Origin of the sequence: Streptomyces sp. NPDC059906 (genome assembly GCF_042730645.1) — a bacterium.
GTDB classification, from domain to species: Bacteria; Actinomycetota; Actinomycetes; order Streptomycetales; family Streptomycetaceae; genus Streptomyces; species Streptomyces rubrogriseus.
Window position 1 is genome coordinate 80,295 of sequence record NZ_JBHWKU010000018.1, and the last position, 13,532, is coordinate 93,826.

The 13,532-nt window shown below is 68.1% G+C and carries 13 protein-coding genes, 1 tRNA gene and 3 pseudogenes; 7 read left to right on the forward strand and 10 right to left on the reverse strand.

The features are described 5' to 3' along the window. Positions 1-27 precede the first annotated feature (27 nt). Complete coding sequence (locus ACFV9J_RS25565; protein WP_385357460.1) at positions 28-1,602, forward strand: IclR family transcriptional regulator C-terminal domain-containing protein; 1,575 nt, start codon at positions 28-30, stop codon at positions 1,600-1,602. Between the two features lie 60 nt (positions 1,603-1,662). Here ACFV9J_RS25565 and ACFV9J_RS25570 read toward each other — a convergent pair. The 3 genes and pseudogenes from ACFV9J_RS25570 to ACFV9J_RS25580 all read right to left on the reverse strand — a co-directional run. Beyond that, positions 1,663-1,846, reverse strand: a pseudogene (locus ACFV9J_RS25570) (hypothetical protein); the annotation flags it as partial. Positions 1,847-2,118: 272 nt separating this feature from the next. Continuing rightward, positions 2,119-2,913, reverse strand: coding sequence for an ABC transporter permease subunit (locus ACFV9J_RS25575; RefSeq protein WP_385357462.1), 795 nt, complete (start codon positions 2,911-2,913; stop codon positions 2,119-2,121). A 6-nt stretch (positions 2,914-2,919) separates the two neighbouring features. Further along, positions 2,920-3,885, reverse strand: a complete 966-nt coding sequence (locus ACFV9J_RS25580; RefSeq protein ID WP_385357464.1) for an ABC transporter ATP-binding protein — start codon at positions 3,883-3,885, stop codon at positions 2,920-2,922. A 136-nt stretch (positions 3,886-4,021) separates the two neighbouring features. Here ACFV9J_RS25580 and ACFV9J_RS25585 point away from each other — a divergent pair, with 136 nt between their 5' ends. The 3 genes from ACFV9J_RS25585 to ACFV9J_RS25595 all read left to right on the forward strand — a co-directional run bounded on the left by ACFV9J_RS25585 (position 4,022) and on the right by ACFV9J_RS25595 (position 6,950). Continuing rightward, positions 4,022-5,776: a sensor histidine kinase gene (locus tag ACFV9J_RS25585; RefSeq protein WP_385357466.1), complete on the forward strand. Its 1,755-nt coding sequence runs from the start codon at positions 4,022-4,024 to the stop codon at positions 5,774-5,776. Positions 5,777-5,809: 33 nt separating this feature from the next. Further along, complete coding sequence (gene absA2, locus ACFV9J_RS25590) at positions 5,810-6,478, forward strand: two component system response regulator (protein ID WP_385357469.1); 669 nt, start codon at positions 5,810-5,812, stop codon at positions 6,476-6,478. Between the two features lie 396 nt (positions 6,479-6,874). Beyond that, positions 6,875-6,950 (forward strand) — tRNA-Arg (locus ACFV9J_RS25595). A 68-nt stretch (positions 6,951-7,018) separates the two neighbouring features. Here ACFV9J_RS25595 and ACFV9J_RS25600 read toward each other — a convergent pair. The 4 genes and pseudogenes from ACFV9J_RS25600 to ACFV9J_RS25615 form a co-directional block, all read right to left on the reverse strand. Continuing rightward, positions 7,019-8,171, reverse strand: a pseudogene (locus ACFV9J_RS25600) (tyrosine-type recombinase/integrase). Further along, a complete protein-coding gene (locus tag ACFV9J_RS25605) occupies positions 8,171-8,365 on the reverse strand; it encodes a helix-turn-helix domain-containing protein (protein WP_385357616.1) in 195 nt (64 codons plus the stop codon). Before ACFV9J_RS25605 ends, ACFV9J_RS25600 begins: the two are co-directional and overlap by 1 nt. Next, positions 8,362-8,787, reverse strand: coding sequence for a replication initiator (locus ACFV9J_RS25610; protein ID WP_385357619.1), 426 nt, complete (start codon positions 8,785-8,787; stop codon positions 8,362-8,364). Before ACFV9J_RS25610 ends, ACFV9J_RS25605 begins: the two co-directional genes overlap by 4 nt. Further along, positions 8,708-9,007, reverse strand: a pseudogene (locus ACFV9J_RS25615) (GntR family transcriptional regulator); the annotation flags it as partial. The pseudogene ACFV9J_RS25615 and the gene ACFV9J_RS25610, both read right to left, overlap by 80 nt. Positions 9,008-9,023: 16 nt before the next feature. Here ACFV9J_RS25615 and ACFV9J_RS25620 point away from each other — a divergent pair. Together ACFV9J_RS25620 and ACFV9J_RS25625 are read left to right on the forward strand one after the other, a co-directional pair. Beyond that, entirely contained in the window at positions 9,024-9,410 is a 387-nt protein-coding gene (locus ACFV9J_RS25620) for an NUDIX domain-containing protein (protein ID WP_385357622.1), read from the forward strand. 366 nt (positions 9,411-9,776) lie between these two features. Beyond that, on the forward strand, positions 9,777-10,763 hold the full coding sequence (locus ACFV9J_RS25625; RefSeq protein WP_385357471.1) for a PIN domain-containing protein: 987 nt from the start codon (positions 9,777-9,779) through the stop codon (positions 10,761-10,763). Positions 10,764-10,923: 160 nt separating this feature from the next. Here the strand turns inward: ACFV9J_RS25625 and ACFV9J_RS25630 are convergent, their stop codons facing one another. Genes ACFV9J_RS25630 through ACFV9J_RS25640 form a run of 3 tightly spaced genes read right to left on the reverse strand, consistent with a single transcriptional unit; the run spans position 10,924 to position 12,290 of the window. Then, positions 10,924-11,403, reverse strand: coding sequence for a protein-export chaperone SecB (locus ACFV9J_RS25630; RefSeq protein ID WP_385357474.1), 480 nt, complete (start codon positions 11,401-11,403; stop codon positions 10,924-10,926). A gap of 1 nt (position 11,404) precedes the next feature. Next, positions 11,405-11,863: a helix-turn-helix domain-containing protein gene (locus ACFV9J_RS25635; RefSeq protein WP_385357475.1), complete on the reverse strand. Its 459-nt coding sequence runs from the start codon at positions 11,861-11,863 to the stop codon at positions 11,405-11,407. A gap of 13 nt (positions 11,864-11,876) precedes the next feature. Continuing rightward, positions 11,877-12,290: a type II toxin-antitoxin system RelE/ParE family toxin gene (locus ACFV9J_RS25640; RefSeq protein WP_385357477.1), complete on the reverse strand. Its 414-nt coding sequence runs from the start codon at positions 12,288-12,290 to the stop codon at positions 11,877-11,879. A gap of 685 nt (positions 12,291-12,975) precedes the next feature. Between ACFV9J_RS25640 and ACFV9J_RS25645 the strand changes: the two genes are divergently transcribed. Next, positions 12,976-13,416, forward strand: a complete 441-nt coding sequence (locus ACFV9J_RS25645) for a hypothetical protein (RefSeq protein WP_385357479.1) — start codon at positions 12,976-12,978, stop codon at positions 13,414-13,416. Positions 13,417-13,532 lie beyond the last annotated feature (116 nt).

Genomic DNA, 13,532 nt, shown 5'->3' on the forward strand with positions numbered 1-13,532 from the left:
TGCCGTGATCGCCGTACCGGAGAGCCGATGCCCGCCCACACCACTCACGACGCCGCCCGGGACGAGGCGGTCGCGCCGCTGCTGCGCGGCATCGCCGTACTCGGCCGGCTGACCGGGGCGGACGACGGCACCCTCAGCCTCAGTGCCCTGGAGCGGGCCACCGGCCTGGCCCGCTCCACGGTCGACCGCCTCACGGCGACCCTCGCCCGCATGGGGTACGTCCGGCTGGACGGCCGGGACGTGACCCTGGCCCCCCGTCTGATGGAGCTGGGCAACGCCTATCTCGCCGCGCTCCGCCTCCCCGCCCTGCTCTCCGCCCGCGCCGACGCCCTGGCCGACGAACTGGACGAGTCCGTGTCACTGGCCGTCGGCGACCGGGACGGCATCCGCTTCATCCACCAGGCCACCCGCCGCCGCGCCATGTCCCTGAGCTTCCGCATCGGCGACCTGCTGCCGGCCGAACGCACCGCGCCGGGGCCCCTGTTCGCCGCGGAATGGACCGCACCGGACTGGCACCGGTGGCGGGAGCGCCGGGCCGCGGACCCGGGAGACCACTCCTTCCCCGCCGTGCCGCCACGCGAACACGGCGCCCCCGACGAGGACTTCGCCCGGCGGGCGGCGAAGGCGGCGGCCGACGGCTGGGCGCTGGACGACCAGCTGATCGAACCGGGCCTGGTCGCGGTCTCGGTCCCGGTACGGGACCCCGGCACCGGCCGGGTGGCGTGCGTGGCCAGCGTGGTGAGCCACACCAGCCGCCACCCGGCACCGGACCTGCGGGCCGCCCTGCTCCCCCGGCTGCGGGCGGCGGTCGCGGCGATGGAGGACGACCTGCGCGCCGCACCGGCCCCACAACCGGGACCGCCGCCCGCCGGCCTGGCCCTGTGGACGGGCGCCTCCAAGCAGGAACTGGGCCGGGAGTTCGTCGAGTCCCTGGCCCGCGGCCTGACCGTACTGACCGCCTTCGGCGAGGGCCGCTCCGCGCTGACCCTGACCCAGGTCGCCGAGGCGACGGGCCTGGCCCGCGCGACCGCCCGCCGGGCGCTGATCACCCACGCGCGGGCGGGTCTGGTGGCGCCCGCCGCCGACCACACCTTCACCCTCACCCCCCGGGTGCTGTCCCTCGGCTTCCCGCCGCTGTCCCGCACCTCCCTCCCCGAGATCGCCCAGCCCCACCTGACCGCCCTGGCCGAGCGGGTCCACGAGTCGGCGTCCCTCGCCGTCCTGTCGGACTCGGGCGAGGAGATCCAGTACACGGCCCGGGCGTCCGCGGCCCGGGTCCTGAGCGCCCGGGTCACGGTCGGCACCCGGCTGCCGGCCCGTGCGACGGCGCTGGGCCGTGTCCTGCTGGCCCTGCCCGAGGCCCGGGCACAGGGCTACGCCCTGGTCGACGAGGAGCTGGAGGCCGGGCTGCGCGCCATCGCGGTCCCGGTGCGGGACCGTACGGGGCGGGTGGTGGCGGCCCTGAACGTCGCGCTGCACGCGGCCCGCCGCACGGCGGACGACTGCGTGGCGCAGCTCCTGCCGGAGCTGCGGCACACGGCGGACCTGGTCGAGACCGAGCTGCGGGTGGCGGGGCGCTTCTGCCGCGTGGCGGCCGTCTGACCCACCGTGGGGGGGAACGGACAGCGGCCCGGGGGCGGCGGGTCCGGATCCGCGGACCCGCCGCCCCTGGTTGGCCGCGAGCCAGGCGTTCTGGCTGGAGGCTGGACGCGCTGGTCCGGGTGAAGGAGGAGAGTAGCTGCGGCTTGTGCGCGGGGGCCGCCTGGGCGGGCGCGGCGGCGACGCCGAGGGCGAGCGCCGCACCGACGGCGGCGAGCGTGGTCCGGGTCCTGATGGTGGTGCGCACGGGCGGCCTCCAAGGTGGGGGACGGATACGGCTCCACCACCTTGGCGGGCCCCGCTATGGGCCTCCACCACCTTGGCGGGCCCCGCTATGGGCCTCCACCACCTTGGCGGGCCCCGCTATGGGCCTCCGCCACCTTGGCGGGCCCCGCTTTGGGCCTCTTGTTGCACCGGTATCACACCCGTCGGGCGAGCCGGGCACACCGAAGGGGCCGTGCTCCGGCAGCCGGAGCACGGCCCCTTGCCCCCTGCGGGGGAGCCCGGACGAGTGGCGGGTCAGGCGTCGCGGCGGCGCAGCACCGCGGTGCCGGCGGCGTAGGCGGCCAGGGCCCACAGCAGGAGGACCGGCAGCGCGGTGCCGGCGCCGTAGGGGTCGCTGTCCTGGGTCAGCAGGACGGTACCGGCGACGCTCGGCATGTAGTCCGAGGCGGTCTCCAGCCACTTGGCGCCAAGGACGCCCATCAGCTGGGGCAGCGCGAGCAGGACCATGATGAGGGTCGTGATGGTGCCCGCGGCGCTGCGCAGGACGGTGCCGAGCCCGATGGCCATGACGGCGAGGAGGGCGAGGTAGACCCCGGCGCCGAGCGCGGTGCCGAACAGCTGGCCGCCGCTGTAGTCGCCGTAGTCGCCCATCAGGGGCGCGGCCACCAGGGTGCCCAGCAGGCTGAAGACGAAGCCCGACGCGAGAACGACGGCGGCGACGACCAGGGTCTTGGAGCGCAGCATCCGGCCGCGCGCGGGCACGCTCTGCAGCGTGGTGCGGATCGAGCCGCTGGAGTACTCGCTGGTGAGGGCGAGGGTGGCGAGCACCACGATGGTCAGCTGGGAGATGAGGAAGGCCTGCGAGGCGTGGTGCGGGGCGGGCATCGTGACGTCGACGCCCTTCTTCGCGCTGGCGTCGGCGGAGGCGCCGACCATGGCGGCGAAGGCCACGGTGAGCAGCAGGCCGACGGCCAGGTTCCACCAGGTGGCCCGCACACTCCGGAACTTGGTCCACTCGAAGGCGACGGCACCCTTGAAGCCGCCGCCCTTCACGGGACCCACGAGCTTGGGGACGGTTGCAGTAGTCATATCCAGTTACGCCTTCTGGTGGTCCGGCTGGTGGTCCGGGACTTCGGTGACCCGGGAGAGCGCGGGAGAGCCGTACTCCACGCTCGCGGCGGTGAGTTCCATGTACGCCTGTTCCAGGCTGGCCTTGCGCATGCTGAGTTCGTGGATCGGAACGCGGTGGTGGAAGGCGAGGTCGCCGATCTCCTCCAGGGTTCCGCCGACGACGAGGAGTTCGTCGGGCGCGGCGTCCGCGTTCGGCTCGACGCGCAGCCCGGACTCCAGCAGCTCCCGCCTGAGCACGTCGGGCCGCGGGGTCCGCACCCGTACGGCGGTCAGCGAGCTGCCCGCGATGACGTCCTCGATCGGCGCGTCGGCGATGATCCTTCCGCGGCCGATGACCAGGAGGTGGTCGGCGGTCTCCTGCATCTCGCTCATCAGGTGACTGGACACGAAGATCGTCCTGCCCTCCGCCGCGAGGGAACGCATCAGCTCGCGGACCCAGCGCACACCGTCCGGGTCCAGTCCGTTGACCGGCTCGTCGAAGAGCAGCACCTCGGGGTCGCCCAGCAGGGCGGTGGCGATGCCGAGCCGCTGGCCCATGCCGAGGGAGAAGGAGCCGATGCGCTTGTTCGCCACCTCGGACAGGCCCACGGTCTCAAGGACCTCGCCGACCCGGGACGCCGGGATGCCGTTGCTGCGGGCCAGCCCGAGCAGGTGGTGCCGGGCCGAACGGCCGGGGTGGCCCGCGCGGGCGTCGAGCAGCGCACCGACCTCCCGCAACGGGTGCCGCAGCTCCTCGTAGCGCTTGCCGCTCACCAGGGCCCGCCCCGAGGTGGGCGCGTCCAGACCGACGATCATGCGCATCGTCGTCGACTTTCCCGCGCCGTTCGGGCCGAGGAATCCGGTGACCTTTCCCGGACTGATCTCGAACGACAGGTCCGAGACGGCCGTCTTGTCGCCGTACCGCTTGGTCAGTCGGTCCAAAGTGATCATCGCCTGGTGGCTCCTTCCAAAGGCACGTCCTCAACGCTAGGGAGAGGCGAGGGGCCGAAACATCTGGCGATCGGCAACGACCGCAGTCGACTTTCGGCAGATCCGGCGGCCGGGGCCGCTCTTGTAGCGTGCTGGAATGCACCGATGGCAGGCCGTGCGACGACGAATCGAATCGCTTGTACGGGTCCTCGGCTCCGAGCGCCCGTTCACCCGGCGCGCCGATCTCGTGCTGCTGCTCGTGCTGCTCGTGCCCTCCGCGTTCGCCACCGGGACGCTCGGGACCGCGCCGGTCGCCTGGCTGACCGCCTGTCTGCTCATCGCGGCCGCGGTCGTGGTGCAGCGCACCGCGCCGCTGCTGTCCCTGCTGCTCGCGGCGCTGCTCACGCTGTGCTGTCCGTGGTTCGGGACGAACCTGTGGCCGGCCATGGCGACGGTGGTGCTGAGCTGCCTCGCGGGCCGCAGACTGACCCGGCTGTGGCCCGCGCACCTGGTGTTCCTCGGTGTCGCCGTGGCCGGGCTCCCGCTGGTGGGCACCGTCGGCCAGGGCAAGGACCGGCTGAGCCTGCTGATGACCGGGTTCGTCGCCTGTGTGCTGCCCTGGTGGGCGGGCAACTGGTGGAGCCGGCGCACCGCGCTGACCCACGCCGGCTGGGAGCACGCCGAGCAACTGGAGTGGCGCCAGCGCTACATCGCCGACCAGGCCAGGATGAAGGAGCGGGCCAGGATCGCGCAGGACATCCACGACTCCCTGGGCCACGAGCTGAGCGTGATGGCCCTGCTGGCCGGCGGCCTGGAGCTGGCCCCCGGGCTGTCGGACCGGCACCGGGAGTCGGTGGGCCAGTTGCGGGAGCGGTGCACGACGGCCACCGAGCGGCTGCACGAGGTGATCGGGCTGCTGCGGGAGGACCCCGATCCGTCGCTGACCCCCGCCGACGAGTCCGTCGCCCAGCTCGTGCGCCGCTTCCAGCGGTCCGGTACGCCGGTCGGATTCCAGGAGGACGGGGCCCGGGAGCGGCCCGGCCCGCCGCCGCTGTCCGACCTCGCGGCCTACCGGGTGGTGCAGGAGGCGCTGACCAACGCGGCCAAGCACGCGCCGGGCGCGCCCATCGCCGTACGGGTGACGCACACCGCGGACGAGACGGTGGTGTCGGTCGTCAACGAGCGGCCGGAGCAGGGCGGAAGCGCTCCGGCGGCCGGGAGCGGGGCGGGGCTGATCGGCCTCGACGAACGCGTCCGGCTCGCGGGCGGCACACTGCGCACGGGCCCGCGCGAGGGCGGCCCGCGCGCGGGCGGTTTCGAGGTGTACGCGCGACTGCCGCACGGCGCCTCCCCACCGTCGCGGTCCACCGAACCGCCGGGGCCGGGTTCGCCGGGCCCGGCCGACGGGGAGGACGGCACGGCAGCCGGTGGCACGGGCAGCGACGGCACGGTGCCCGGGGCCGCGACGGCCGGGAACGAGGGGCGGGCCGCGGCCGACGCGGCGGAGCTGCCCGCCCCCTCCGGGCCGTGGCGCAGCGCCTCCCGGGCCGCGCTGCTGCGCACCCGGGCCCGGATCAGGCGGGACGCCCGGCGGGCCGCGCTGATCCCGGCGGTACTCGGCGCCGCCATCGTGGCCTTCCTCGGCGGGCTCTACGTCTTCACCTCGGCGACCACGTCCCTCGCCCCCGAGGACTACGCCCGGATCCGGGTGGGCGAGACCCGCGCCGATCTGGCGCCCGCGCTGCCGGAGCGCCGGATCAGGAAGCCGCCGCCGGTCACCTCCGAGCCGTCCGTCCCGGCCGGCACGACCTGCGAGTACTACCGGGCGAGCAGCGGTCTGCTCGACTTCGGCGGCGCCATGTACCGGCTGTGCTTCAAGGATGATGTCCTCATGGCCAAGGACACGCTCTGACCAGACACGCTCTGACCACCAGGGAGGCATCGGATGATTCGCGTACTGCTCGCCGACGACGAGACCATCATCAGGGCCGGGGTTCGCGCCATCCTGACGACCGAACCGGGCATCGAGGTGGTCGCCGAAGCGTCCGACGGCCGGGAGGCGGTCGAACTGGCCCGCAAGCACCGGCCCGACGTGGCCCTGCTCGACATCCGGATGCCGGAGATGGACGGCCTGACGGCCGCGGGTGAGATGCGGACCACCAACCCGGACACCGCGGTGGTCGTCCTCACCACCTTCGGCGAGGACCGGTACATCGAACGGGCCCTGGACCAGGGGGTGGCCGGGTTCCTGCTCAAGGCGTCCGACCCGCGGGACCTGATCTCCGGCGTACGGGCCGTGGCGTCCGGCGGCTCCTGCCTCTCCCCGCTGGTGGCGCGGCGGCTGATGACCGAGCTGCGCCGGGCCCCCTCACCGCGCTCGGAGGTGTCGGGTGAGCGCACGACGCTGCTGACCAAGCGGGAGCAGGAGGTCCTCGGCATGCTGGGGGCCGGACTGTCGAACGCGGAGATCGCCCAGCGGCTGCACCTGGTCGAGGGCACGATCAAGACGTATGTCAGCGCCATCTTCACCCAGTTGGAGGTCCGCAACCGGGTGCAGGCGGCGATCATCGCGTACGAGGCGGGACTGGTGAACGACGGCGACCTCAACCGCTAGACGCTGCCCGGTCCTTGCCGATGCGGGCCAGCCGCGTCGTCCAGGCGGAAGTGGCGCATCGGCGTCCAGATGACGCCGTACCTCTCCTGCGTCTGTGGGCAACGCTCGAGCCGGCCGAGGGCCTCGCTTCGAGGATGCGCCGGTGGACCTGGTGGGGCGGACGCTCGACGGGGCCACGCCCCTCCCGGTTCCGACAGTACGGACGACATGGTGCGCCGCGCCCCGCACAGTCCGACGCACGACCTGGGTGCAAACACACCCGGCCACACCCACACGAAACAGCCCACCGCAACACCGCCGTCGCCCCCAACCGTCCCCCTGCGCCCCCTCCCCCTCACGCACGGCGTCCCCAGCGCCCGCCGGGGCTCACCCGCTACACTGTCGCGAGTCAGCCCCGCCTCCGTAGCTCAGGGGATAGAGCACCGCTCTCCTAAAGCGGGTGTCGCAGGTTCGAATCCTGCCGGGGGCACCAGGGAAAAGGCCACCTAGGAACGTTCCTAGGTGGCCTTTGACATCCACTTCTGACATCAACGCGGGCGATCACCCACGATCAGGACGCCGCTTCCTGAGCAGCCGGTCCATGTGACTCATGGCCTCGCGCTGCGTGTCCTGCACGACGTGCGTGTAGACATCCATGGTGATGCTGATCTGCGAGTGCCCGAGGATCTCCATCACGACACGGAGCGCGACTCCGGCCGCCGTGAGGAGCGTGGCGGTGCCATGCCGGGCGTCATGCAGCCGGATCACGCGGAGGCCGGCGGACTCGGCGACGCGAGTGAAGGAGCGGTAGACGTTCCGCGGCTCGACCTGGCGGCCGGTCCGGGTGGTGAAGACATAGCCGGACTCCTGCCACTGCTCCCCCGCCTTGACCCGAGCAGCCGCCTGCCGCATCCGGTGCCAGCGCAGGGGCGCGATGCAGAGGGCGGGCAGCGGGACGGCCCGGCGACGGCGGTTCTTCGGATCGTCGTCGTAGAGGACGCCCCGACGCCGCTGCGTCTGCTGGCGGACGTAGAACACGGATGCCGAGGTCGAGGTCCGACCAGCGCAGGCCGATGATCTCTCCCCGGCGGAGCCCCATGGCGATGGCAAGCACGAAGGCCGCGTACAGCGGGTCCTTACGGGATGCCGCGAGAAAGTCCAGAGTCTCGTCGAGGGTCCAGGGCTTCAGTTCGCGGTTGTCGGTGCGGGGCGGCTCGACCAGCTTGGCGACGTTGCGCGTGATCAGCTCCTCGCGACAGGCGGAGGAAAGCGCCGAACGCAGGACGCGGTGGGATTCCTTGGCGGTCGCCGCAGTTGTCTCCTTCTCCAGGCGGACGAGGAAGCGGCGTACGTCGGCGACGCCGAGGGATTCGAGCCGCTTGGCGCCGAGCAACGGCACGAGGTAGAGCCGGACGTGCGCCTCGTACTTGTCGTACGTGCTGAGCTTCCGCCGAGGCTTGATGACGCTGTCCAGCCAGTAAGGCAACCACTCCGAGAGCTTGGCCGACTTGGTCGGCACGGGCACGCCCTGGTCCACCTTGGCGAGCAGCTCCCGGCGCTTGACGTCGCACTCGGCCCAGGTCTTGCCGTAGGCGAACTTGCGAGCGCGGGTGCCGTCCGGCTGGAGGACGTAGACAGCGCACTGGTACCGGCCGTCCTTGCGCTTGGTGATGGTGCCGGCGCCGTTCGGATTGCGCTTGCGCGGACCAGCCATCAGGCAGCCTCCTCGATCTGGCCGAGGACGAAGTCCCGAACAGCGGCAGCGGGGATACGACGCGCCCCATCGATCTTGATCGAGACGAGTCGACGCGAGCGGATCAGGTCATAGACCTTCGAGCGCCCGACCTTGAGACGCGCCATGACTTCCGGCACGGTCAGCAGCTCGGCGGTGACAGTGACAGTGGTCATGCTGCGGCTCCTTCCAGGGCCAGTTGGTCTTGCAGTGCTTCGCGTGCGGTTTCTCGGTTGAGTTGGAGATCCCGGGCGATGGTGGCAGCGAGAGCGGACTCGCCAGGGCTGTGGCCGTGGCCGGCGTACTGCCAGTCGGTGAGGACGAGGACGGTGTCCGGCTCGCGGTTGTCCTGGGAGGGCGGCGTGTTCCTGGGCGGCGCGGTAGTCGGCGCGGGTCTGGCGAGTGCACCGAGGGTGGTGGAGTAGCGGCGGGACTTGGAGGAGAAGTGGCCGCGGAAGCCGAGCATGTGCGCCCAGGCCCAGAGGCGCCGGTCCGGGTAGAGGCGGTCCAGGTCTCGGCTTGGCCGTAGCGCCGAACTGCGCGGACTCCGCGAGGTACGCAGCCTTGCCGCCCTGACGGAGCGAACGCCGGAAGCGATCGGAGGAACGGTGCCGCACCGGCGGCCGGTCCTTCACGATCGAGCCCTTGCCGTGCCGTGTCTCGACGAGCCCACTCGCCCGCACCTCGACCATGGCCTTGCGGATCGTGCCCCCGGACACGCCGTAGCGGTCCACCAGCTCCGATTCACTCGGCACCATGTCACCGGGCTTGAGCACACCCGCCCGGATCTGCTGCACGATCTCGTCCGCGATCTGCACGTACCGAGGCCCGGACCTGCCCCCCCTCTACCGCAGTTCCCATAGCCGAGCCGACAGCGGCACCTGGGAACTCCCCGGCGGCGTACTCGAACTCAACGAGACCCCAGAGGCCGGCGTAGCCCGCGAAGTCTGGGAAGAGACCGGCATCCACGTCGAGGTCGACGAACTCACCGGCGTCTACAAGAACACCACCCGAGGCATCGTCGCCCTGGTATTCCGCTGCAAGCCCTCCGGCGGCACCGAACGCACCTCAAGCGAGTCCACAGCCGTCTCCTGGCTAACACCCGCCGAGGTCAGCGAACGCATGGCCGAGGTCTACGCGATCAGACTCCTGGACGCCCTGGACGGCAACGGCCCCCACGTACGAAGCCACGACGGCAAGCACCTCATCCCAGCGGGATAAGACTTTCCCTACTTCATCAAGGCCCGCGCACGGCGCGGGCGCGCGCCGCCTCTACGGCGCGGCCCGCCTCCTGTCTTCGCCCCGGCTGACCGCGCCCGGCGGCGCGCTCGGCGGCTGCGGGCATGAAGTGGGGAGACACCCTCTGTGGCTGGGGCGGTCGGCTCCACGGCTTTAGGCAGCCACTTTGGGGCGAGCCTCTAAGATCTTGGCCCCAACGTCGTGCTTTAACGGGCAGGTCCACAGACTGCCCGACTCGCCATCAGCTTACGGGGCCAAGATCACTCGCCCCAAAGCAGCTCCAGCCCAAAGCCGCTCCGCCGACCTTTTCGCCACTCCTGCGACGCAGACTGCCGTAACCTGTGGCCCGTGCTGAGACTTCTCATCGATACATCTGTATGGCTTGACATGGCTCGGCGGCGGGATGGACAACAAACAATCGTCGCCATAAGAGCTCTCAAGTATCAAGGGAAACTAGAAATATTGGTTCCTTCGCTCATCATCGATGAATTCGAGCGAAACCGCCCGCGGGCAGAGAGCGCAGCAACCCAAAGCGTTCGTGAGCGCTTCCGCCTTCTAAAGCAGGACCTACAGGAGTACGGAGACGACGAGGCGCAGCGCTGGATATCTGAGATTACCCACCAGATCCCATACGTCGCGGAAAGTTCCCTTCAGAATTTCTCTGAAATATCCGAACTCCTGCAACGAGGCAAGAGGATTGCGCCCGGATCTGTCGAGCACGAAGCCGCAGTCAAGCGCGGACTGGAGAAGAAGGCACCCCTCCACCTCAACAAGAACAGCGTGGCAGACGCCTTGCTCATCGAGCTGTACAGAACAGCCGTTAACACCGAGCAAGAACCCGGCACCGTAACCTGCTTTGCGACCTCGAATCATGAGGATTTCTCAACCCCCAAGGGTGACCGGCGACAACCTCATCCCGATTTGGCCGACATATTCGATCAAGTGCGCTCACGGTATGCACATGGGGTAGAAGGGCTGAACTCCATAATGTTGAGCCATTTCAGAAAGGAGTTTACGGAGCTGACCGAGGAAGTAGATCTAGTGCGCACCGAAACCAGACCACTTACCGAGATCCTGAGGGCGGAGAATGAATACTTCGAAAAAATTTGGTACGTACGTAAACTAATCCTATTGGAAAAGATCAAGGGCGGAGATCATGAACCACTAAAACCGGGACTACAAGGCAACATGGACGCTGCCATGCGTGACATCGAGCAGCGTTATGGCAAGGACAATGTCGGTCCGTGGGATGACTGGGGTTGGGGATTCGTCCACGGCAAGCTCTCAGCGCTCCGATGGGTCCTCGGGGAAGACTGGGACTTCCTCGACACCTGACATTGCCGGCACGGGCAACCCCTACGGACGAGTGAGGCCTTACACCGCTGGCCGATAACGCAGAAAGCCCACGGCATCTGAACTCGTCAGACGCCGTAGGCTTCTCGTCTAGGGACCTCACGTTGATCACATTGTGCGGCGCTAGTCGCTCACTCTGGACTTAGTCGCCCTTGTCACCCTTCTTGATCTCTTCCTCACTCAACAATCGGAACAGATCTTTACTGTCCAAGTTATCCAGGAAGAGACCAGGAAAACCAAGATCCGAACTGACCCTGTGCACGAGTTCGCGAACATAGGGGTGCAACGTAGCGAGAACAATTACGTCGCCGTAGGTGGAGGCCATATCGAGCGTTACGTCATCGAGCTCATGCTCATAGCCCGCTTGAAAAGCACATGAGATCCGGAAGACCTCCTGGTCTTCCGCTGAGACCGTCACCTCATATTGGACCTCAAAGGTGATCGACTTCTCCGCAACTGAGACACTCGGACTCAACTCGGTGACCACATTGTAAGGCGGGTCAGGCTTCCGATCCGTTACCTTCGCTTCAAGCGAGTTCAGTCGGATTCCACGGAGATTAGCGGATTCATGTAGCGTCGAGGCAAGCCGCAATGATTCCGCATATTCAGCGGGAGATTCCATATCAGCGATTCACGCCCTCACGTCGCAGCGCGTAAACCGAAGAGGACCAGACATTGCTACCGCTGAAGGTAGCGTTCGCTTCCTCCGTAACCCAAGCTGCATTTGCGCGATTACCCTCGCGATGTACAGCGCCGACGGCATAAGCATTGCTGAAGCGCCAATCTCCGCCATCGTCCCTGAGTCGTACGTCTAGACGACAGCCTATCGCCCTAGCGTAACGCTGCATTGTCGAAAGACGCGGATCAGTGCTCCCCGATTCAAGTTCGGATACTGCGGACTGTGTGGTCTCCATCCGCTCAGCGACCGTAGCCTGGCTGATCCTCCGCGCCTTCCTACGGGTAACCATGCGACGAAGCAACGAACTACGACTACGCGCATCTTCGAAGGCAGCCTCAAACTCGGGATTTGCCAGCTCTTCCTCAATGAAAACATCGAGGTCATCCAGCTCGTCTCGGCTCATGACACTCCTTGAGCTAATCGCGTGATGTCCAGTCCTTCAGTCTTTCGATCGCTAGATCTTTAGCCGCCTTGGGAAGCTTCCTGTCTTTCTTGTTGATGACGTGAAGCGCAAGAAACACTTGATCGTGACTCCCTACTGGCGAGTAGAGAAGCCGATAAGTGCAGCCGGAAAAGAAAACTCGGACAGCAAATATCCCATTGCCGACCGACTCTTGTTCATAAGGCATGTGTTCCTGCTTCACGACGCGCTTCATGGCGTCGAGAACAGCCGCACGGGCCCCCACCCCAAGGCTCTTAAGATCCTCTCTAACAACATCTTTGTCGTTACGGGTCCTATAGAACCGCCATCGTCGACTGGTCAGACTGCCCCCTCCCCGTGGACGCGACCCACCACCACGGGAGAGGCTGCGCGCACTTCGAGCGCCCATCTCATGGCTGCGTAAGGGAAGTGTAGCTGTGGGTTACCTCCATGGAAGGGTTTTGTTGACTGTTCCGAGAGTATCGGCTATGACCGATGCTCGCAAGCTACAGGGAGTGGGTTTTCCTGCGCGTAGCGTGATCACTCTTCGATTGAGGCCGCTGATGTGGAATGTTCACGTCCGGAACCAGCGACGATGCAGTCCAATCCTCGCCATGAAGGGGTGCACGGTCACAGGGCGCTAACAGGAGGGAAACCCAGATGCGGTACTTACACATACGAACGCCCTCCCGGGCCGTCCTAGGGCCGTAGAAGGGCGCCAACGTCGACAGCTACCGACAGCTCAGCAGCAGGTCAGGGCGTTGATCGGTAAGGCGGCCGCAGGTCACGGCCGCGCGTGATCAGTTGTGGCTGTGTTGCGAAGCGGACACCCGTGGCCGAATCACCACCTTGTATCCCCTGTTGGACGTGTCACACAGTTCGAAGCGGGGTGGTCGCGTAGAGGTAGTGTGTGTATGTCGGGTGACTGTGCGTTGGGACCTTCGGCCTGGGCTGTCGAGCGGTTCGGGCAGCATGCCGGCGCAGTCTCCGCGGCTGTCCCGGTGCAATTGGCCGAGGCCCACGCCAAGGCTCATGCCGCACACCGCGCGGCAGGGTTGAAGAAGCGGAGTCCCTACGGCGTCACCCTCGCCGGGGTGGTCCGCGAGAACCTGGCGGAGACGGCGCGGAAGCTGGGAGAGTCGGTAAGGGACGTGCGTGGGTACGAGTATGCGGTGATTCACGATCACGCACTCTTCCCGTTCCGATACGGCGACAAGCCGAAGCCCCTGGACCGGGCCCGACTGCCCGCCAACGTCTCACCCACTCGCCGTCGCCTCTTTCGGGCTCACGGGCCGGAGGGTCCAGACGCTCTGTTTGACGTCGACGGCACCGTGGCGACTGAGGAGTACCTGGGGCTTCAAGAGGCCTTCGAGGAGCTGGGAGCCTCAACGAGGCTTGTCTGTGTGTTCTTCACGGCCGACGCCGAGAACGGCATTCATGCCATCTACTGGGGAGAGGCCCACCTCGAACCTGACCGCACCTTCACGTGGCGCTACAAGGAACAACTGCCGGTCGCTTCCATCCACCTGGAGTGACGAAGAGCCGTGCCAACGGGTCAGCTCCAGTCCGTAGGACCCGGAGTCTGGGGCCGTCTCTGGGCCGTCCAAGGGCGCCCAACGCCGACCGACAACACAGAAGCCCACGGCATCTG